General features: G+C 54.1%; 11 protein-coding genes. 7 read left to right on the forward strand and 4 right to left on the reverse strand.

From position 1 onward, the window contains the following. The first annotated feature begins 5 nt into the window (after nucleotides 1-5). From P9L94_07540 to P9L94_07550, 3 genes are read left to right on the forward strand one after another with little or no spacing between them, the layout of a single operon-like run. Nucleotides 6-2,759, forward strand: a complete 2,754-nt coding sequence (locus P9L94_07540; protein MDP8243917.1) for a hypothetical protein — start codon at nucleotides 6-8, stop codon at nucleotides 2,757-2,759. After that, entirely contained in the window at nucleotides 2,760-7,100 is a 4,341-nt protein-coding gene (locus tag P9L94_07545; protein ID MDP8243918.1) for an efflux RND transporter permease subunit, read from the forward strand. It begins immediately after the preceding gene. A gap of 40 nt (nucleotides 7,101-7,140) precedes the next feature. Then, the gene (locus tag P9L94_07550) at nucleotides 7,141-8,769 is read left to right on the forward strand and encodes a TolC family protein (GenBank protein ID MDP8243919.1); all 1,629 of its coding nucleotides are present in this window, start codon (nucleotides 7,141-7,143) and stop codon (nucleotides 8,767-8,769) included. A gap of 75 nt (nucleotides 8,770-8,844) precedes the next feature. Here the strand turns inward: P9L94_07550 and P9L94_07555 are convergent, their stop codons facing one another. After that, complete coding sequence (locus P9L94_07555) at nucleotides 8,845-9,162, reverse strand: hypothetical protein (protein ID MDP8243920.1); 318 nt, start codon at nucleotides 9,160-9,162, stop codon at nucleotides 8,845-8,847. Nucleotides 9,163-9,253: 91 nt separating this feature from the next. Between P9L94_07555 and P9L94_07560 the strand changes: the two genes are divergently transcribed. Beyond that, entirely contained in the window at nucleotides 9,254-10,468 is a 1,215-nt protein-coding gene (locus P9L94_07560; protein ID MDP8243921.1) for an ATP-binding protein, read from the forward strand. Between the two features lie 33 nt (nucleotides 10,469-10,501). On the opposite strand, the gene P9L94_07565 is transcribed toward P9L94_07560, so the two are convergent. Together P9L94_07565 and P9L94_07570 are read right to left on the reverse strand one after the other, a co-directional pair. After that, a complete protein-coding gene (locus P9L94_07565; GenBank protein ID MDP8243922.1) occupies nucleotides 10,502-12,079 on the reverse strand; it encodes a sigma 54-interacting transcriptional regulator in 1,578 nt (525 codons plus the stop codon). A 271-nt stretch (nucleotides 12,080-12,350) separates the two neighbouring features. Beyond that, nucleotides 12,351-13,154 (reverse strand): protein-L-isoaspartate(D-aspartate) O-methyltransferase, encoded by an 804-nt coding sequence (locus P9L94_07570; protein MDP8243923.1) that lies wholly within the window; start codon nucleotides 13,152-13,154, stop codon nucleotides 12,351-12,353. Nucleotides 13,155-13,273: 119 nt separating this feature from the next. On the opposite strand from P9L94_07570, the gene P9L94_07575 reads away from it, so the two are divergent. After that, the gene (locus tag P9L94_07575) at nucleotides 13,274-15,880 is read left to right on the forward strand and encodes a hypothetical protein (GenBank protein ID MDP8243924.1); all 2,607 of its coding nucleotides are present in this window, start codon (nucleotides 13,274-13,276) and stop codon (nucleotides 15,878-15,880) included. Between the two features lie 59 nt (nucleotides 15,881-15,939). Here P9L94_07575 and P9L94_07580 read toward each other — a convergent pair whose 3' ends face one another. Continuing rightward, nucleotides 15,940-16,146, reverse strand: a complete 207-nt coding sequence (locus P9L94_07580) for a hypothetical protein (GenBank protein MDP8243925.1) — start codon at nucleotides 16,144-16,146, stop codon at nucleotides 15,940-15,942. Between the two features lie 189 nt (nucleotides 16,147-16,335). On the opposite strand from P9L94_07580, the gene P9L94_07585 reads away from it, so the two are divergent. Next, entirely contained in the window at nucleotides 16,336-19,362 is a 3,027-nt protein-coding gene (locus P9L94_07585) for a PAS domain-containing protein (protein ID MDP8243926.1), read from the forward strand. 148 nt (nucleotides 19,363-19,510) lie between these two features. Beyond that, nucleotides 19,511-20,899 carry an FAD-linked oxidase C-terminal domain-containing protein gene (locus tag P9L94_07590; protein ID MDP8243927.1) on the forward strand — a complete coding sequence of 463 codons (1,389 nt, stop codon included), beginning with the start codon at nucleotides 19,511-19,513 and terminating at the stop codon, nucleotides 20,897-20,899. Nucleotides 20,900-20,903: the final 4 nt, after the last annotated feature.

The following is a 20,903-nucleotide window of genomic DNA, read 5'->3' on the forward strand; positions in this document are numbered from 1 at the left end:
GTCTGATGAAGAAAGCCTTGCAGATCGCTTTTTTTGAAGCGCGTATGAGCAGTCGCGGCTGGCGGTTTTGGTTGTTGCTGATGCTCGCGCTCGGCATCTCGCTGTTCGCGCGGCGCGACTACGCCGCCTATGCGGAATACGGCTATTTTTTATCGCCCGCCTATAGTTTTGTGCATCCCAGTTTTGGTTTGATGTTGAGCGTGTTTTTCTTAGGCACAGTCGCGCTGGCGCTGGACGTCTGCGGCCGCTTGCGGCGGACGCGGATGGACCAGATCGTGTTCCCGCTGCCGGTCAGCTCAATGGCGCTGATGTGGGGGCGCTTGTTGGGCGTGTTGATTATCATGCTTCCGGTGAGCGCGTTCGGGTTGTTTTCGCTCGCCATCTGGCAGGTCGTCTATGGGCACAGCGGGATCATTTGGCAGCCGTTTGCTCTGGCCTATTTCCTGATTGTTATTCCCTATCTGGTCCCGATTGCAGCGTTGCTCATCACGCTGCGGACGTTTTGGAAACACGACTTCGCCGCCTTGTTGGGCGCAGGGACGCTCTGCGGCGTCTTGGGCTACTTCGGCTTTCGCTATGGCATGGTCATTAACGCATCGGAAATTTGGCAGCAGCTAGGCTCGGCCTCGCCGACGCTGGGCGCCCGCGTCAATTCGTGGGAACACCTCTACCCCGCCGGGGCGCAACTTCTGACCGGTTTGCTGTTGTTATATCTGGCGCCGTTGTATTTGCGTCGGCAAGAATTACAGCAATGGGTCAAAGTGCGCGGCAAACGCTACGGGTTGTTCGGCGTCCCCAACCTCATGCGCTGGATCACCAATCTACGTTTTGACCGCCACTTGGGCTTCGGCTACCGGCTCTCGCTCATCACGCTCATTCTGGTCACCAGCGGCGGCATCTTCTGGGCGGCGAATTCCCTACGCGAAAACGCTCGCGTACAAGAGTCGTTTGATCCGGTCGGGGCGGCGATTCGCCAAGCGAAAATCAAACCGCCCGAAATTGATCTCAAAACCGTGGCGGTACGAATCGAACCCGACGGCCATTACCGCCATCTCGACGTTGAAGCCGTGTTGGATTTCACCGCGCAGGGCGCGGTGACTCATATTGATCTTGAATTAGACCCGCGCTATCACGTGTATGGCGCCCGCATGGATGGTGAACCCGTCTTTCATGAACAATGGGACGAGGTGCTCTCATTCGATTTGGAGGAGCCGCTGCAAGACGGTTCTTCTCACCAGATTATTGTGCGCTATCAAGGAAGCCCCAGCGACCTGCATCCAAAATACAGCGCCTTAGAACAGCAGTGGTTTCCATTGCCGTGGAACCGGGTGCGCACCGAATCGCGCCGCTGGGTGCGGCAGGAAGACGATATCTTCGAAGCCGACCTGGAGCTCCATCTTCAACCGCAGCAACGCGGCGCCTTCTCGGGCGAACTGGTGAGCGTTGACGAAGAAAACGGCTCGCGGATCGAGCATTGGCGTACCTTCCAGCCCGTGCCGACGCTTCAACTCTACTGGGGCGCCTATCAGATATTAGACGCGCCTGACGACCTCTCGCGTATGCGGTTTTATCATTTGCCGACGCATGAATATCAAGCCTGGATCTACATGCAGGAAGTGCAGGACCAGGAAGAATATCTCCGCGAAAAATTGGGCCGGCTGCCGTTTCCTCAGTTAACCATTATTGAGAAGCCCTATGTGGAAGAAGAAGCCATCATGACGTTTGACCGCTGGTCGCGGTGGAGCGTCGGGCGGGCCAAGCCGCAGCGCTTCGAGCGCAGCATGCCGGGGCAGATCGCGATTCTTGAAAATCAGACGCGCTATCTGCATGAAGGCGTCTGGCAGCTCGACCGCATGGACGCAGACCCAACCAAAATTCAATTTTACCGCTTGCTCAGTCCTGCGCGGGTTGAATTGCAAACGCAATATTTTAACCGTCTCATCGAAACCTATTATAAAGAATCGTTGAACCCGGTCGGCGAATTGTCTTTTTGGATTCAAGATTATTTGTCGAGTTACGCCGCCAAGATGTTAAACCCCAATACATGGTCGCGGCGCCGCGAAATGAATTATGACGTAGGAGACAGCCGCGAACGCCCCTTGTCAATCGCCCAAAGTTCGACCCTGCTCGATCTGCGCGCCAACGGCGGCTACCCCGAGCTGGAACGCGCGCGCGGCGAAGGCTTGTTTCGCATGTTGCACCACTTGATGGGCGACGACGCCTGGTGGCAATTACAAAAAGACATCTTCCGCGACTTCCGCTTTCGTTCGATGACGGCGGACGATTTGCTCAACCGCGCGGAGGCGATCCACGGCGAAGACCTGTCATGGTTTAAAGAGCAATGGGTCTACGGCGATGTGCTGCCTGAATATGAAATTACCATTGCGGAATCGCAGATTTCAGAAGACAAAATGAAATTCACGCTGGAATATAACATCGTGATTCAAGTAAAAAATCACGGCAGCGGCCGCATGTTCGTCCCGATCTATATTGAAACCGAGGGCGACTACATTTTCCGTGACATTGAACTGGATGCGGACGACATCAATACGCTCGCATTGACGACGCCCAACCGCCCCATCATGGCGGCGGTTGATCCCGAACATTGGGTGTTGCAAATTCCCTTTCGCGATGAACAAAAAAATAAACGCTTTCGTTCAGAAAAACGAATTAACATCGACGGCGAAGAAGCATCTGCGCTTAGCCAGGGTTCCCAACGGGGCCGGCGAGGACGGAGACGAGGCGGGTGGAGGTTTTAGATGAAAGACTTTTTTGCATTAGCGATCCGGCGCCCCATCACCACAGTCATGTTCTTTGCTGCGCTGGTGTTGCTTGGCATGGTTTCGGTGAAGAAACTGCCCTTGCAACTGTTGCCCGATATTTCGCCGCCTTACGGGGCGGCGTATTGTTGGACGCAACAAACCATGAGCGCCGAAGAACTCGAACAAAAAATCATCCGCCCCATCGAGGGCGAAATTGCGCAGCTGCCCAACGTCAAAAAAATCCAAGTCCATAGCCATCGGCGGGGCGCGTTTTTTCCCATCGAGTTTGAATTTGGCACCAACGTCAAATACCGCATCGTCGAATTGCAGGAGCGCTTGCAGGCGGTGTTGTATAAAGAATTCGACCGGCGCGCGGTGCGCGTGAATGCGTTTCCCTTCGAGACGTCTTGGGTCAACAAAGAATTTATGGACCTTCACCTCAAAGGCCCGCGTAATGACCCCAACTTAGAATACATCGACACCGAACGCATTCGCCAACGCCTGCAAGATATCGACGGCGTCGCCGAAGCCGACATCTGGGGCGGCAACGACCGCGCCATCGACGTCAATATTTTTCAAGACAAACTGCAAGAATTCGGCATCCCGTTTTGGCAAGTGATTAACACCGTTCAGACCTATGCCAGCGAACCGGTTTTTCTCGGCGACGTGCATGAACACGGCATGAAATCGTTCGTCCGCTTGGACGGACAGTTCCGCGATGAATCAGAAATTTCTGGAGTCACCGTTAAAGAACAAGGCAATATCAACGTCCGCCATTTGGGCACGGTGCAAGAAAACAGCGAACCGCGCCGCTACCTGCGCCGGGTTGACGGCCAGCCTGCGGTCGGCATCGACATGGAAAAAGAAGCGCAGGTGAACCCCATCGAGCTGTCTCGGCGCGCTCACAAAGTCATCGACGAACTCAACGAGGGTTTCCCCGAAGGATATGAACTGCAAGTGGAGTGGGAAGCCGCCGAAGAGATTCTCCAATTTTTACGCACTTTGTCCAAACTCGCGTTGATGGGCGTCATCTTGTCGATGCTGGTGTTGTATTTCTTTATCCGCAATGTTCGCATGGCGATGTTGGTTTGCATCGTCATCCCGATTTGCATCGTCACCACTTTTAACGCGATGTATTTCAGCGGCATGTCAATCAACATCATCTCGCTACTGGGCCTCGCCGTTGGCGTCGGGTGTTTGATCGATAGTTCGATTGTTGTATTAGAAAATATCTTTCGTCACCATGAGCGCGGCAAGGACGGAATTACCGCCGCGTTGGTTGGGACGCAAGAAGTCGGTCGCGCTGTTTTTGCGTTGACGCTCACGAACGTCGTTGTGTTTTTGCCGATTGTGTTTGTTGAAGGCGAAATTCGCTTGATGTTCACCGAAGGCGCGTTGGCCATCATCTATCCGATGGTGATTTCGATGCTGGTCGCGCTGACGCTGGTGCCGATGGCGACCTCGCGCTTAATGATGGTGCTTGATCGCACGGTCGGAAAACGCCGGAAACCGAAACCAACCCAACCAGTGAACAACCCCGCGCCGCAAGGCGCCTTGGGCTTCACCGCCAAACCCAACAATCCGTTCGGGTGGATCTCAACGCTGATGTCATTTGATATGTCGACGTTGCGGCGTTATTACACCAAGTTGTTAAAGGGCTGCTTGCGCCACCGCGTCCGGTTTTTGATCGCGATTGCGCTGGTGATTACTTACACGGCGGTTTATTCCATCAGCAGCGTAAACCGTGACGTGCTCGAAACGCCTGAAGACAACAACCATATCCCGCTGCATTTGTATTTGCCTGAAGGGACGAAACAAAACTACACGCTCGGCGTCGTCGAAAAAGTCGAAGACATGTTGATTCGCGAAGTGCCCGAGAAGAAGGCGATTCACGCTTGGGTGCGGGATGATTACGCCGAATTCCGCATTGAACTCAAACCATTTGGCGAACGCGAACGCAATGAATGGAACATCAAAGAAGACTTGCGTCCGTTTATGGAAAATTTCGCTGACGCTGAACTCACCTTCAACTACACCCGGGCGCGCGGCGAAGACGCACAGCCCGCGATGGATACAGGCCAGGGCGGGTCGATTGAGATTCGCGGGCCGGAATATGAACAACTCAACGTGCTCGCCGAAGCCTTCGCCGAGTTGCTGACGCAGTTGCCGGATATTCGTGACATCTCGAGCGAGGCGGAGCCTGGCTCCATGGAAGTGCGTTTTACCATTGATCGCGAATCCGCCGCGTTGCTGCAAATCACCCCCAGTTTGGTGGCGCAGTCGATCCAGGTGGCGCAGCGCAAAGCCGATTTCGCCACCATTCAAATGAAAAAAGGCGACGATGAAATCGACATTCTCTTTAATCAAATCCCCAACACGGAAGAGTTGCAGGCGGGCAAAGAACAAGAGGAAGACATCGACGGGCTTCGCTTTGAAGAACTGCAAGAGGTCCCGATCTATTCGCCTGCATTAGGCACGACCGTTCAGTTGCAAGAGCTGGGCAGCCTCGACAGTCGCCGCGGCATGGGCACCTTCCAGCGCGAGAACCGCGAACGCATTACCCGCTTACGGTTTGAGACTGCGCCCAACAGCAATTACAGCGAAGTCGAAGAAAATATCAAACAACTCATCGCGGCTTATCCCGCTCCGGCTGGCTATCGTATTTCCATCGAAGGCAAGTCGCGGCGAATTAACGAAGGGCTGCAAGCGCTTCAGACGATCAGCATTCTCGCGATCATCTTAGTCTATATGTGCATCGCCTCGCTGTTCGAGTCGTTTTCACAACCCCTGGTGATTCTGTTGGCGATTCCTCTGGCTATCGTGGGCATCGTCTGGGGCTTTATTATTACGGGAAACAACTTTACCGAACTGGCGGCGCTGGGCTGCGTCTTCCTTGTGGGCATGTTGCCCAACAGCGCCATTCTATTGGTGCATTACTCTACCTATCTGCGGCGCGAAAAGAATTTCTCGCGCACCCGCGCGGTGATTCAATCCGGCTCAACGCGTCTGCGCCCCATTATGATGACGGTGTTGACGACGTGCCTGGGCCTGTTGCCGATGGCCTTCTCTTGGAAAGGCGATGAGGAATGGGTGCCGTTCGCCATCTGCGTGATTTCCGGTTTGGTGTCGTCGACCATCCTCACATTGATTATTGTGCCGGGCTTTTACTTTATCATTGAAGACATCGCAACGCTGATTGCCCGCGTGGTTCGCTATATGACCAGCTGGCGTTGGGTGCTTGTTTTCTGGAGCGCAAAGTCGCGCCTCAAAAAGAAACAAGAACTGACCGCCTATCGCATGAAGCCGCCGCGTGATGAACCGCTCACGGTTGAAATCGAATATCTGACGCGGGTGTATCATCTCAGTTTCCTCGAGCGTTTTGTTCAGGGGTTGCGGTCGTATTTACAAACATTCCGTCCACCGCAACAAACGCTGGGCTTTTTGCCGCAGCCTCCAATCGAGCAACCCACGACGCGGTCGCGGGTCAAAGCGCTGGACGGTGTTTCGTTGACGATTGAATCGGGCTTGTTTGGTCTGCTCGGCCCCAACGGCGCCGGCAAGTCGACGCTGTTGCGTTTGCTGGCGGGCGTCGATCAGGCGTCGCGCGGCTATTTGTCGATCTGCGGGTACGACATGAAAACCGAAGCGCGCAAAGCGCAAAAGTTTATTGGATACCTGCCGCAGGACTTCGGCGTATACGGCCCGATGACGGCGTATCAATATCTCGATTACTTCGGCCTGTTAAAAGGCATGAAAAAAGGCAAAGAGCGCAAGGCCGCCGTCATGCGCGCACTGGAGCAAGTGAATCTGAGCGACCAAAAGAACGTCCCGGTGGGGCAGTTCTCCGGCGGTATGATGCGCCGCATTGGTCTCGCGCAAATATTGATGAACCCGCCTAAGGTGTTGATTGTTGACGAACCCACCGCCGGGCTCGACCCGATGGAGCGAGTGCGGTTCCGTAACCTGCTCGCGCAGCTGGCGCAAGACCGCGTCGTGATTCTCTCGACCCACATCGTCGAAGATATCGCGCATAGTTGCAAACGCCTGGCGTTGTTGTTTGACGGTAAATTGAAATACGCCGGTTCGACCGATGAGATGATTCGCTCGGTCGACGGCAAGGTGTGGGAAGTCTCCGCCGTTGATACCAACAAATGGCGCAGCTTACGAAAAGAATTTACGGTGGCGGGCCAACACCACACCGCCAACGGCGTCCAGGTCCGCATTTTGGCCGATCAGGCGCCGGGGCCGGAGGCGCAGTCTGTCGAGCCGACGCTGGAAGACGCATACTTGTATTATACGAGAGGGGCCAGCGCACCGGTCGCCGCTTCGTTATCTTAATGATTGACGCCCGGACGTTGTCCGGCCCTGGAGGGAGATTGTGTCTGCATCAAATGGTATTCGCCTGTTGGTTATGCTCGCCTTGTGTGTTTCATCATTCACGGGCGTTGCGCAAGAAGTCGCGAAAGAAATTATACAGGAACCGATTGAGCCGTTGGAGATTTATGAATTCTTCGGCGCCGTCGATTCTATTGAAGATTTGACCGGGACCGTGCGTCTCTTAAAAGAAGGAAGTTACCGCCCGGCGGGCGCCCAACAAGCGCTGACGCTTGAGGCGGCGATCGTCGTCGCCAACGACAACAACCCGCAGATGAATATCTCCCGCACCAGTTTGCGCAGCGCCTTGTGGCAGCGCGAATTGACCGAAGCGGCCTATCGCGGCTTGTTTGACCTCGACGCCAGTTTCAACGAACAACTCCGAACCTTCTCGGCGGGCACGATTCGCTTTGACGAAGACGAAGGCCAGGTGTTTGAAACCCGCTCCGACACCCGCAATGTAGAAGCCGCCCGACTGGCGCCGCGATACCGCCAGCAATTTAAAAACGGCTTGTCGATCAACGTAACGCCCAACCTTGATTTTGAGCACGACTCCGACGGTTCGTTCGACAGCAAGTCGGGCAATGATGAAGAGCTGAGCGGCGGCGTGAATATGAACATCAGATACCCGCTGTTTTCAGCGCCGCGCGAAGGCATTCGACGCGACCTCGAAAATGCGGACATCAACACCTTGCAGTCTGACCTGGGGTTGTATTTGCAGGAAAAATCCATCAAGCAATTGGTGGTCAATAATTATTGGCGCATCAAACAGCTCGAGCGCGAATTAGAAATTCAAAACGAACGCTTAATTCAGTCGTTGCAGATTGAGTTTATTTTCCGTACGCAATATGAATTTGAAAACGCCTCGCGGGTGCAAGTGGGCGAAGCCCAGATCGACGTGCTCAACAACCAGGCCAACCTCATCAGCCAAGAGGGTTCGTTGCGCGACTCCATCGAGCTGTTCAACATCACCCTGGGCCTGCCGCTTGAAACCGAACTCGATCTCATCGATGAACTGGCGGTGGAACCCATCTCGCTTTCCGGCGACGAGTGCATTCGTCTGGTGACGGAAAATAACGTAGAGTTGTCCAACTTGAGTTTGTCGATTCGCCAACAAGAAAACAACCTGCGCGTTGCAAAATTAGGCCAACAGCCAGACTTTAACATCAACAGCCAATATTTCCGCAATGATGAAGATTCTGAGACCATGGGCATCGGCCTTGCCTTCAGCTGGCCGTTCGGCGACGGCGGCGCCACCCGCGCGCGGGTGCGCATCACCGAAGAAAACCTTGAGCGCCTGCGCATTCAGTTGTGGAACCTCGAACGCCAGCTCATCCAGGAAACCTACGACGACCTGCGCACCCTCGACCTGCAACAACAGCGCATCATGATTCTCGAGCGCAACGCCATTCAGGCCGAAGCCAACTTAGACAACGCCCTCTTTACCTTCAAAGAGTTCGGGCGCATCACCTTCCGCGACATGCAGGATTCACAGATCGACTTGGCGCAAAGCCGGGTGAGCCTGGTACAGGCGATTGTCGGCTATAACATTTCCAAGTCGAACCTCATGCAGAAGATCCATGAGTACGAGCCCTCGCAAGAAGTCGCGCCGCTGATTGATTTATTGAATTAAGGATTTTTGTAGTGGGATAAAATAGAGAAGGGCGGTTATTGACCGCCCTTTTTTTGTGTGGAGAGATTGAAAGCCTTACGCAATGAGGTCGATGGTTTCTTTCATCATCTCGTCGCCGGTGCGGATAATCGCGGCGCTGGCGCGGGTGGCGTTTTCTTCGCGGCGCAAGGCAATCGCTTCTTCGGGGATGTCGACGCTCGAGAGTTCGACCGTGTCGCCTTGCGCATTGACGGTGACAGGCGCTTTCTCGCCGGGTTTGACGCCGTAGCCGGGCGTGTTGAGGTTCGCGAGATTGTTGGCGGCGTCAAGCGCCCGCAATCGCGACGAGGTCAGGCCCGAAAGTCCAATCGAAAGAATATCCATCGTGTTTCTATTATATCGTTGAATTCTCATTTCGCCAATTCAGGCCTGTTTCTGATTGCCCGGCTCCGCTAGCATAACACTGTGGCGTTCGATTTTTGGTATTGGGTCGTGAACTACTCCCGTGAACCGATTTTTCTATTTCTTTCTGGGCCTCATTTTGACCTGCGTGTTGGCGGCGCTGCTATGGGCGGCGAAAACCCATCAAGAGACCGTTGTGGGGCTGCCGACGCTATTAACCCGTGAATTTCGCCCGCTCTTACAGCATGAACGCATCATTGACGTCAATCTGGGCGAGGTGCAAAAACGCGCCGAAGAGTTAATGGCCGAACACGGCTATATTCAAGAAATCATCATCCGCAAAGAAGACCGCAACGGCGTCAAACGGACGCTGTATCCACTGACCTACGACATCGACCATCCGGGGTTTCCGCCACAGCGCGACCCGGCGTTTGTTCCCAAATTAATCATGGAGCGCGAGCGCACGCTAGGCGAGTTGTTTATCCGCATCGACGCGCAACGCAGCCGACTGTTTCAGGGCGCTATCAACGGCAGCATCGCCGCGTTGTTGATCGTCGCGGCGCTTGGCGTCTACACCCTGCGCAGCAAAGACGAAGAAGTGCGCAAAACCACCACCCTGCTCGAAGAGAAACAGCGCGAGCTGATCCACATCGAACGGCTGGCGCTGGTGGGGCAGATCACCGCCAACTTGCTGCATGATTTAAAGAAGCCCGTCTTGAATATTCGCGCCGAAGCCGAGAACCTGCCGAAAGGAGATTCGCGCCGCACCATCGAAGAAGAAACCGACCTGTTCTTGAATCTGCTACGCGACTTGCGCCTGGAAAGTTTCTTACAGCACGACGCCGAGCGCGCCGAGTTTGTCGATGTAGGCGAGACCATTTTGCGGTCGCTGCGTTTGGTGCGCTACGCCCAAAACAACGTCAGCGTCGAGTTTAACCTGCCGGACGAACTGCCGTTTTTGTTTGGACAGCGCCACCATTTAATTCAGGTGTTCTCTAACATTTTGTTGAATGCTTTTCAGGCGTTGAACGGCGAAGGCTCCATACGCATCCGCGCTCGACGCGTTGATGAAGGCGAGGCGTCCTTGTTGGAAGTCGCGTTTTCTGACGACGGCCCCGGCATCCCCACCGAGGCGGCGGAGCGTATCTTTGAACCGTTTTTCTCCACCCGGCGCGATTCCGAATCGACCGGGCTCGGGTTGTATATCACCAAGAGCCTGGTCGTAAGTTTAGGCGGGGTCATCGCCGTCCACAGCATCCCCAAACACGGCTGCACTTTTACACTGCGCTTTCCGCTCAGCGACGAAGAAAAAAATTAACGCTTCTCTAATCGGTAAAGACTATCAATCTGGTTACTTGTTGGTGCGGAACTGTTTGGGGACGATGCCGTGTTTTTTGAGGCGCAACCCCATCACCCGTTCGGTGACGCCCAGCGCCTTGGCGGTCTTGGCTTGGTTGCCGCGCGAGGCCTCCAACGCTTCGAGAATGATCTCGCGCTCGACGTTATCGAGAATTGCTTGCAAGGTTTCGCCTTGCCCGTTAGAAACCACCCCGGCGTTTTGCAGCGTGGCGGGCATGTGGTGCGCGTGAATCACGCCGTTGTTTGAAACCAGGGCGGCGCGTTCGATGCAGTTTTCCATCTCGCGCACGTTGCCCGGCCAGTCGTAGCGCATCAATAAGTCAATCGCGGGCGACGAAATGCGATAGATGCTCTTGCGGTTGGCGCGGCTGAATTTGTCGATGAAATGGTCAGCCAACAGCGGGATGTCGGTCTTGCGGTCGCGCAGCGGCGGCAACGCAATGGTGAACAAGCCCAAGCGATAATAGAGGTCTTGTCGAAAGCGGTCTTCGCCGCAGAGCGCTTCTAATTTGCGGCGGCTGGCAGCGATGATGCGCACATTGCCTTTTTCGACGCCGTCCCCGCCGGGGCGGGCGTACTCGCCTGATTCTAAAAACCGCAACAATTTTACCTGCAACGCCGGCGCAAAATCGCTGATTTCTTCAATGAATAACGTCCCGCATTCGGCTTGTTCGATCAGCCCCAGTTTACGCGGGGTTCCGTTGTTGGCGCTTTGGCCGAAGAGTTCGCGGTCGAGGCTGCCTTCGGGCAATTGCGCGCAATTGAGGATCACAAACGGGCGCTCGGCGCGGGCGCTGTTGCTGTGAATGACGCGGGCGGCGCGTTCTTTACCGACGCCGTGTTCGCCGCGCAGCAGCAGGGTCGAATCTTTGGGCGCAATTTGGGCGATACGGTCAAACACGCTCAGCATGACGTCCGAATTGCCGACCATATCGTCGAGGCGAAAGCGGGTGTTCCATTCATGGTGCAGGGCGATGGTTTCCTGCACCATGCCCATGCGTTCTTCGACGGCGGTTTGACGCATCCGCGCCGGGTGGGCGATCATCGACGCGATGATTGAAAGCAGCCGCATGTCATTGGCAGTCGAGACGTCGTCTTCGAGTAAGCGATAGGCGCCCAAGGCCCCGATGGCTTCGCTGCCCCATTTGATAGGGACGCACAAAAACGCCACCTCTTTTTTGCGCGGCATCTTGGCTGCTCCGGCCCGGTTGAGAAACTCCGGCTCGTCAGACGCGCCGGGCGAAACAATGGGTTGCCCGGTTTGCACCACCCGACCGGTCACGCCTTGGCCGATGCGATAACGCCCACGTTCGCGCTGACTGGTCGAAAGCCCATAAGACGATTCAACCACCACTTCGTTTGAATAGCGGTTATACACCGCGACAAAACTTTGCAAGAGGCCATATTGCTCGGCTAAAGCCTTCAAGACAGGCTCCGCCATCGAGTCGAGCGCGGCGTTTTCGTCGAGATGTTCGCTGATCGAAAACAGCAGCGATATATCTTTTGCCCGGGACAGATCATTCTGATCATCCCGTTTGCGAGTATTTTGTTTGGTCGCTTCAGCAATCATTTTAATGCCTCATACGTGGTGTCTCATATTGTAGAAAATGCTCAAAAACAGACAGGACAAGTTGATTTTTCTACGCATACGGCATTGCGCCTGCTGTCTGGCTATTCGGGCGACATTCGAATCAAAGCCGCTCTTTGTCACCTGAAACACCATACTTACGAGCCTCAACTCTTACGAAAATGTCGGAGATTGTTCAGGTTTTGCACACCTGAACCGCATGTCTTTCTATACAGACATGAAATTTAGGCGCCAAAATGGAATCATGCGGGATTTAGTCTTCTTCGGCTTGTCCTGTCATGGGGACAAAATTCACGGGGAGGACGGTTCGTTTAACGACTTGATCGGCGTTTTTTTGTAGAACCATCAGTTGTTGCTCTTTATCTCCAACGGGAATCACCAAGCGGGCGCCGATTTTTAACTGGTCAATCAGCGGCTGGGGAATATGCTCTGGCGCGGCGGTGACGATGATCCCATCAAAGGGCGCGTGTTCGGGCCAGCCTTGATAGCCGTCTCCCGCGCGAACATGAATGTTGGAGTACTCTAACTGATCGTTGAGCAATTTTTTGGCGCGTTCGGCGAGCGGCGCGACGATTTCGATGGTGTAGACCTCTTTCACAACTTCAGCCAATATCGCCGCCTGATAGCCGGAGCCTGCGCCGATTTCTAAAATCACATCGTCCGGCTCGGGGTTTAAGAGGGTGGTCATCAAGGCAACGATGTACGGCTGAGAGATGGTTTGATCGTATCCGATGGGCAAGGGGTGGTCGCGATAGGCGCGGTGAATCAGCCCTTTCGGGACAAACAGGTGGCGTTTGACGGTGCGCATGGCGTCTAACACACGGCGGTCTTTGATGTCACGCGCTTCGATTTGGGTGCGCACCATGGTTTCGCGAAAGCGGTCTAGGGTTTGGTCGTCAACTTCCGCCTGGCTAAAGAGGCTCCAGCCAAACACCACCGCCGCCGCGCAGCCCGCGATCAATAATAAGTTGAATAATGAGTACGCCCAGATAGGCATACGGTCGAACCCTGCCATAATAAGCCAACCGCCCCGACACTCGCTGGATGTCATTTTCATCCATGCGTGTTACTCTTATAGTTTATATCTCGTAGAATTGAATACTATTGGGAAGTTTTCTCACTCTTATCATTTAAAGGCAACCGATGCGCCGACTCGTTGTGATTCTTGGATGTCTCGTGAGCAGCATTTTTTATGCACAGGGACAAAACGCCGTCTTGCCGTCGATTCCCAACGCGTTGGTTGAACGCGCACAAGATGAAGGCCGCCCCATGCTGTTGGCGGGGCGCGAACTGCGGCGGAAAACCGAACGCCGACTGCGGCGCGGGCTGGAAGAACGCGGCGACGAATTTTTTCTGCGGGTAGACGGCTTTCTGTTGCCGCAGTCGCCTTGGTACGTCGGCGAAGGCCCCTTTCAAGAGAACGACGATTTTCATCCCAAATGGCTGAACGAACCGGAGTTCATGCTTTACAGCAAACTCGTTACCGAACTCAACGCCTATCTCTATCTCGAACGCGAACGCTGGGCGCTGCAAGCCGCCAAACTTGAATTTGCGCGTTTGTTAAATGAACTCGAAACCGCCGACGCGGTTGATTCGTTTGGCATGGCGCGACCCGCTTTCACAAAACGCGATGGGATGATGCTGGCGCTGACGACGCTGCTTTATGACCAGTCGTATTTTCGTCTGGATACCAAAGACCGCCACCAACCCAACCAACGCATCAAGGCGTTGCGCGACCGTCTCGCGATGTATTGCCGTACGCTCGATGTCGATTCGATCCCGCCGCAAGACGCTCTAGCGTTCGGCAGCGGCCTCGGTCTCTCGACGTTGTTCTGCATCTCGATCTATCCCTTGGAATGGGGCAACGAACGCGACGCCGCTTCGATGCTGCCCGATTTATACGCCGCCGCCAATCTCACCCAACACGGCCTCGCCCGGTTGATTGAAGAAGACGGGCGCTTTGCCTGCTCGATGCCGCAAATCGAAAACGCGTTGCTGACGGCGATCCCCTGGACGCAAACCATGACGCGCCTGGGCTATCCCTACGCGGCGGCGCCGGGGACGTTCACCCGCATCGCGTCTGCGCTCGAAGCCCATCGCTTGCCCGGCTCGTCAGACACCCTCGCTACGCAAAAGGCGCAAGCCATGACCTCGCCGTGGGTCCCATTTACGCATCCGCTGTTTCCTGCGCCGAACCCGGCGCTGTATAACAAAGAAGACCTGCGCTCCGCCACGGCGCAGATGCGCGCGCGAAAAAGCCCGGCGGCGGCGCTGGCGCAAATGCCGATCTCGCTGCGACAGCGCGACCTCAACATCACCCGCAGCGGCAGCCGCATGACGCTCAAAGATCAGCTTGAAATGTTTGGTCTGCCCCGTCCCGCAGAAAGAGAGCCGCAAGCGGTCACGCCGACGCAACCCGCGCCGGTGCAACGCGACGCGGGATGGCGCCTGGAAGCGTATCCCGAAATGCCGGGGCCTTGGGGCGCGGTCTATCATCTCGCGGCCAAAGAATCAAACTCGGCGGAACTAGTTGAGCGATGGGCCGAACTCGGCGGAGACAGCGATAATCATCCCTACACTTTTTACTACACATTCCCGGTTGCCGCCTCTAACAGCCCTCCATTGTCTCTGGAACCGGTGTTGATGAAATACCCCGAATCAAACCTCAGCATCTTCTCCATGCAAAAGCCGCGCGAGCAACACCTGCTCGCCATTCAATCTGCGACCGACACGATTGTTGCTTCTACGCTGCAAGTCGCGCATGAAAGTTTCCTGCTCTATGAAGGCGGCTTACAGTTCCGGTGGTTTCATGATTTATACGGCGCGACCGCTGCGGTCCAATCGGTGTCAGGGACGACGCAAGTCTGCGCCTCGTTTGATTACAGCGCCGAGCCGCTGCTGACTTCGCTGTATAGCGCCTGGCAGCAGGATTCGCCCGCAGGCCGCACCATCAGCGTGCGCCGCCATGAAGGCACGGTCGGCAGCGCCTACAACATCGTGGCCCACTTCCCCCTCCAGGCCAGCCCGGTTGTCGGGACGCGCAACATCGTGGTCTCGATTCCGCCCAAAGCGGATACCTTGCTCGGCGACATGAATGAATGGATCAACATTGACGTCAAAGGCGACGAACTGTCGGACGAGATTCACGGTCTGCGCGACTGGCAGGCGATCCGTCGTTTGGAACGTCGCGGGACCTACAAGCCAAAAGGGTTTGGGATGCTGCACCTTTTATTCTCGCCCAATACTCTGATGCTTCCCCACGCGGCGGAAGGCGCACTGGGCGAGATTCTCGAACTCGAACTCAAGACGCCGGTAAACCCGTTTTTTTATATCGCGTCATTACAACAGCCGGGGCGCGAGAAGTTTGAACCCAAGTATGCGTCATTGCCAATGCCGGGCTTGCGCGTGTTGGAATGGCATGAGGGAATCGAAGTCATCGCGGTTCGCCAGGGCGAATTGATCGACAATCCATTCATTGAGTCCGACGCCGATCTAGTGGTCGCCACCCGCGACAGCGCGATGAAAGCGGTGTTCTATTTAGTCGTGAACGGGTCGTATGCAAAAGTGAAATTCAGCCCGCAACAACGCACGCCCATTTTGTTGCTCAATACCAAAAAACAGAAACTGACCGCTGCGTGGGCGGACCGCAAGGTGCACGTCACAACGCCGCCGCGTTCCGGCAGTATCTTTTATGCGCCGAGCGCGGTTTCGTTTGTTTGTCCCGACTCGCTCATCAAATTTGGGCGGAAGAAAAACCAGGTCGTCGTGAATAGCGTCGAGTAAAAGATAACCACCTGTCATATCATTAAGAAATAAGGTTCTTCCGGTATTTGGGTACTTTATCACAAATTGAATTGCGTTTTTTGACGCTTTTTCGTGAATTCTTGATCTTTTGCTGTATCAGGCATGGGTACAACTCTGCTTGCTTCAGTGCGGGCTTCCACGCCCTTGATGCACAGGCGCTCTCCGAGTTGCGCCCATGCCTGAATTGGGTTGTCAAATTTTAATATGCCGGAATACGTTTCGTAATCAAAATTATGACCATCCATCAATGTAAGTATTCACTTGCCGGATGAACCTTGTTTAGTTGTATATAAAATCCCTCGCTTTATTTTAAATTGTAATTGCGTAAACCAATTTGAATTGTAGATATCTGAATACGTGTTACATTGTTGTAAGGGTGTCAGTCTGCATATTTATGGGATGTCGCTTTTTCTTAATGAAAGTGCGAAGAACGCATGTTTGAGTTTCTGTCATTCAAAGATAAAAACCTATATGTGATACGGGTGGTCGCGCTCGTGTTTTCCATCCTATTTTTGTTCACCGGGTCGGTTTTTTTCTATTTTATTCCCCAGTACAGCCAAAGCCTTCTTGATGCAAAATATGAACTGATCCGCGAGATGGTGAATACTCAGATATCACTGATCGAACGGCATGACCAGTTGGCGCAAGACGGTGAAATGAGCCTGGAAGAAGCAAAACGACATGTGATTGATATCATCCGCGATGTTCGTTACGGGGCCGAAGGCAAGGACTATTTTTGGATCAGCGATTTTCAGCCCGTTATGATTATGCACCCCTATCGCACAGACTTCGAAGGCGATGATCTCGCCGAATTGTTTGATGCAGACGGAAACCCGTTACTTTATACGTTCGTCAAAATAGCCGAAACGAAGAATGAAGGTTTTCTCCAATACCCGTGGCAACGCTATGAAGACGACAACCGCATCATTCCAAAACTATCTTTTATCAAAGCCTATACCCCCTGGGGATGGATTGTCGGGACGGGCATTTATATTGATGACGTAAACGCCAAGATCGCCGCGACAGAGCATAACCTTATTATCTTTTTTTGTATCGTATTCTTATGCGTCGCGGTTTTGTCATGGGTGCTTGTTGCACAGGGTTTTCAACAAGACAAAATGCGGTCGCGGGCGGTATTGGCCCTGCAAGAATCAAAACAGCGCTTGAAAGACATCCTGGAATTTTTGCCTGACGCCACATTTGTCATCGACACCAACCAGCAGGTTATCGCCTGGAACCGCGCTATGGTTGAACTGACCGGCGTGAAAAAAGAAGAGATGTTGGGCAAGGGCGACTATGAATATGCGTTGCCTTTTTATGGAGAGCGCCGCAAAGTTTTGTGCGACCTGTTGCTTCAACCCGATCCAGACAATACGATCCCGTATGACGCCGTCATACGGGATGCGAACAGTATCGCCGCTGATGCGTTTACGCCCAATCTCGGCGCCGAAGGTAAACACCTTCATGCAACCGCTTCGCTTCTGTTTGGAATCGACGGTGAAGTTGTCGGCGCCATCGAAACACTGCGCGACATTAGCGATAGAATCAGCGCGCAAGAAACCATCACAAATCAATATAAATTATTTGTCACCCTGCTTGATGCAATTCCATTGCCTGTGTTCTATAAAAATTCGGATGAAAAATATATCGGCTGTAACCGCGCCTATGAAAAAATGATTGGTAAACGGTTTGAGGATATCGCAGGCCGAACGACACAAGAGGTTTGGCCCGAGGCTCTCGCGAGAGATTACGCCGAACAAGACCGGCAATTGTTGGAGCACTCCGGAATACAGCAGTTTCAAACAAAAGCCGTTAGAGCCGATGGAGCCAGCCGGGAAGTGATTTGTTATAAAGCGGTGTTTCATGACAGCGAAGGAAACATCGCGGGAATCATCGGCGTCATTCAAGACATTACCGATGAAATACTCATCAAAACTTCGCTGCAAGAAAGCGAAGCAAAACTACGCGCCATTTTCAACCAGTCGTTTCAGTTTATGGCGGTGGTTTCTACGTCCGGCGTCGTGGTTGCCATCAATCAAACTGCGCTTGATTTTGCCGGCGCAAAAGAAAACGAGATCGTCGGCCATCATTTCGCCGACACGCCGTATTGGAAAAATTCACCTGACAGGGCGCGATGCATCGAAGCGATTCAGAAAGCTTCCAACGGTGAAATGGTTCGCTTTCAAAAGACTCATCCAGACCTGGACAACAACATTCATCATATTGATTTTAGCATCAAGCCATTTTATAACGACGACGGCTCTATTCCCTATCTGATCGCCGAAGGCCGTGATGTATCAGAGTACGTTGCTCTCGAAGAGCAGTTCCGTCAAACCCAAAAAATGGAAGCCATTGGCACCCTGGCGGGCGGAATTGCGCATGATTTCAACAATATGCTTTTTGCCATTCAGGGGTATAACGAACTCGCCTATATTGATTCGCCTGAAGACGGCAATGTGCGCCAGCGTCTCGACCAGTCTCAGAAAGCCATTGTCCGCGCACAAGAGTTGGTTAAACAAATTTTGGCGTTTAGCCGCAAGGTTGAAAATGAGCGCAAACCAATTGATTTAAGCAAAGATATCTACGAGATTTTTCAACTGATACGCGCGCCATTACCCACCACCATCCAGGTTGATATCAATCTGCCCGACCACTCCGTCTATGTGTTGGCGGACCCGACCCAGCTGCACCAAGTGCTCATGAATTTGTGCACCAACGCCGCCCACGCGCTACGTGAACAGGGATCGCAGTTGACCATTACTCTCGAAGAGGAAATCATCACTGGAACCCCAGGCGCCCGTCTGCAAGAGTTAACGCCCGGCCGCTACGCCAAAATTCAGGTGTCCGACGACGGCGTTGGCATCCCCCCTGACATCGCTGAGCGAATTTTCGAGCCGTTCTTCACCACAAAGCCGGAGGGCGAAGGGACCGGGCTGGGGTTGTCGGTCGTTCATGGAATCATCAAAAGCCACCAGGGATGCATCTTCGTCGATAGCAAACTGCAAGAGGGCGCCACCTTTTCTATCTATCTCCCACAAATTGTTCAACCGCTTCCCGAGAGCGAAAATAAAAAAATCATCGTCCAGCGCTCCTCTCAAAAAGGCAGCATATTATATGTAGACGATGACAAAGAGATCGTCGAAATAAACCACCAGCGCTTGTCCCGCGCCGGATATTCGTTCAAAGGCGTCACCGACAGCGCAGAAGCGTTAGCGTTGATCCAGTCGTCATTGTCAGAGTTTGACTTGATAATTACGGACCAGACCATGCCCAATCTTACGGGAATCCAACTCGCCAAAGAAGCCATCGCTATTCAATCGGATTTCCCTGTGATTCTCTGTTCAGGGTATACCGATTCGTCCGTCATGGAGCAACTCGCGGTGGTAGGCGTACGCAAGTTTTTGACGAAGCCGATTTCAAACGATGAATTGATTGACGCCATCGAAGACATTCTGAGTTGAACCAGAGACCCAAACGCCTCTTTCTGCTGGAGTCGTATGTAGACGATTCTGGACAATTTATCCTACCGTTTTCTTTCCGCCGCCGCGCATCCATGATACGATGTACCCGACATTCGATTTTTGTATGAAAATGATTAGGAGCCGCGCCATGACCACTACATCCATTGCCTCTGAACTCAAAGCGATTTTCCCTGCCGACCGCATCACCACTGATCCGGTCGATATGATGACATATTCGTTCGACGGAACCCCCAACCTCAGCGCAACGCCCGCAGCGGTGGTGTATCCCGAAACCACCGAAGAAGTCGCCCAACTGATGAAATGGGCGAGCCAAAATAATGTCAAAATCGTCCCGCGCGGCTCCGGCACCGGGCTTTCGGGTGGAAGCGTACCGATTAAAGGCGGGGTGGTGATGTGCACTGTCCGCATGGACAAGATTCTCGAAATCGACGATGAAAACCTGACCGTCATGGCGCAGCCGGGCGTTATCACCGCTGACCTGGCGGCGGCGGTTTTGGAGAAGGGCCTGTTTTATCCGCCCGATCCCGGCTCGATGAAAATCTCGACCATCGGCGGCAACGTGGTCGAAAACTCCGGCGGGCTGCGCTGCCTCAAATACGGCGTGACCGAAGATTACGTCATGGGCCTCGAAGTGGTGTTGCCTGACGGCGAAATTTTATGGACGGGCAGCAAGTCGAAGAAAGACGTGGCGGGCTATAACCTCAAGAAGATTCTCGTCAGTTCAGAGGGAACTCTGGGCGTGATTACCAAGGTGCTGCTGCGCTTGATCCCACCGCCCAAAGACAGCAAAACCATGCTGGCTTATTTCACCGACATGGTCTCGGCGGGCAACGCCGTCAAAGGAATCATCGCGGGCAAGATCATCCCCTGCGCGTTAGAGTTTCTCGACAACGTCACCATCAATTGCGTCGAAGACTTTTCGCACATCGGCCTGCCGCGCGACATCGGCGCGCTGCTGTTGATCCAGACCGACGGGCACCCCGCCCAGGTGGCGGAAGAAACCGAAGCCATCGAAGCGATTTGCAAAGAGCAGGGCGCGACCGAATTCAAGATCGCCCAGACGCAAGAAGAAGCCGAGCAGTTGGCCTCCGCCCGTCGCATGGCGCTGTCGGCGCTGGCGCGGCGCAAGCCCACCACCATTCTTGAAGACGCTACCGTGCCGCGCAACCGCGTACCGGAGATGTTGGCCTTCATCGAGCAGGTGCGCGATAAGTATCAGCTCGACATCGGCACCTTCGGCCACGCAGGCGACGGCAACCTGCACCCCACCTGCCTGACCGACGAACGCAACCATGAAGAGATGGAGCGGGTCGAGCAATGTTTCGACGAGATATTCAAGAAGGCGATTGAACTGGGCGGCACCGTGACTGGCGAGCACGGCGTGGGCTGCATCAAGAGCAAGTACCTGCCGATGATGGTAGGCGAGACCGGCATCAAGGTCATGCGCCGCATCAAAGAGTCCTTCGACCCCCAAGGCATCCTCAACCCCGGAAAGATTTTTATTGATAAGGAGTGAGGGG

Origin of the sequence: Candidatus Hinthialibacter antarcticus, assembly GCA_030765645.1 — a bacterium.
Lineage (GTDB): Bacteria > Hinthialibacterota > Hinthialibacteria > Hinthialibacterales > Hinthialibacteraceae > Hinthialibacter > Hinthialibacter antarcticus.

Excerpts from the sequence above, each read along its gene's own strand:
- P9L94_07540 (MDP8243917.1), top strand. The coding sequence starts at position 6 with ATGAAGAAAGCCTTGCAGATCGCTTTTTTTGAAGCGCGTATGAGCAGT.
- P9L94_07545 (MDP8243918.1), top strand. The coding sequence starts at position 2,760 with ATGAAAGACTTTTTTGCATTAGCGATCCGGCGCCCCATCACCACAGTC.
- P9L94_07555 (MDP8243920.1), bottom strand. The coding sequence starts at position 9,162 with ATGAGAATTCAACGATATAATAGAAACACGATGGATATTCTTTCGATT.
- P9L94_07565 (MDP8243922.1), bottom strand. The coding sequence starts at position 12,079 with ATGATTGCTGAAGCGACCAAACAAAATACTCGCAAACGGGATGATCAG.
- P9L94_07570 (MDP8243923.1), bottom strand. The coding sequence starts at position 13,154 with ATGAAAATGACATCCAGCGAGTGTCGGGGCGGTTGGCTTATTATGGCA.
- P9L94_07580 (MDP8243925.1), bottom strand. The coding sequence starts at position 16,146 with ATGGATGGTCATAATTTTGATTACGAAACGTATTCCGGCATATTAAAA.
- P9L94_07585 (MDP8243926.1), top strand. The coding sequence starts at position 16,336 with ATGTTTGAGTTTCTGTCATTCAAAGATAAAAACCTATATGTGATACGG.
- P9L94_07590 (MDP8243927.1), top strand. The coding sequence starts at position 19,511 with ATGACCACTACATCCATTGCCTCTGAACTCAAAGCGATTTTCCCTGCC.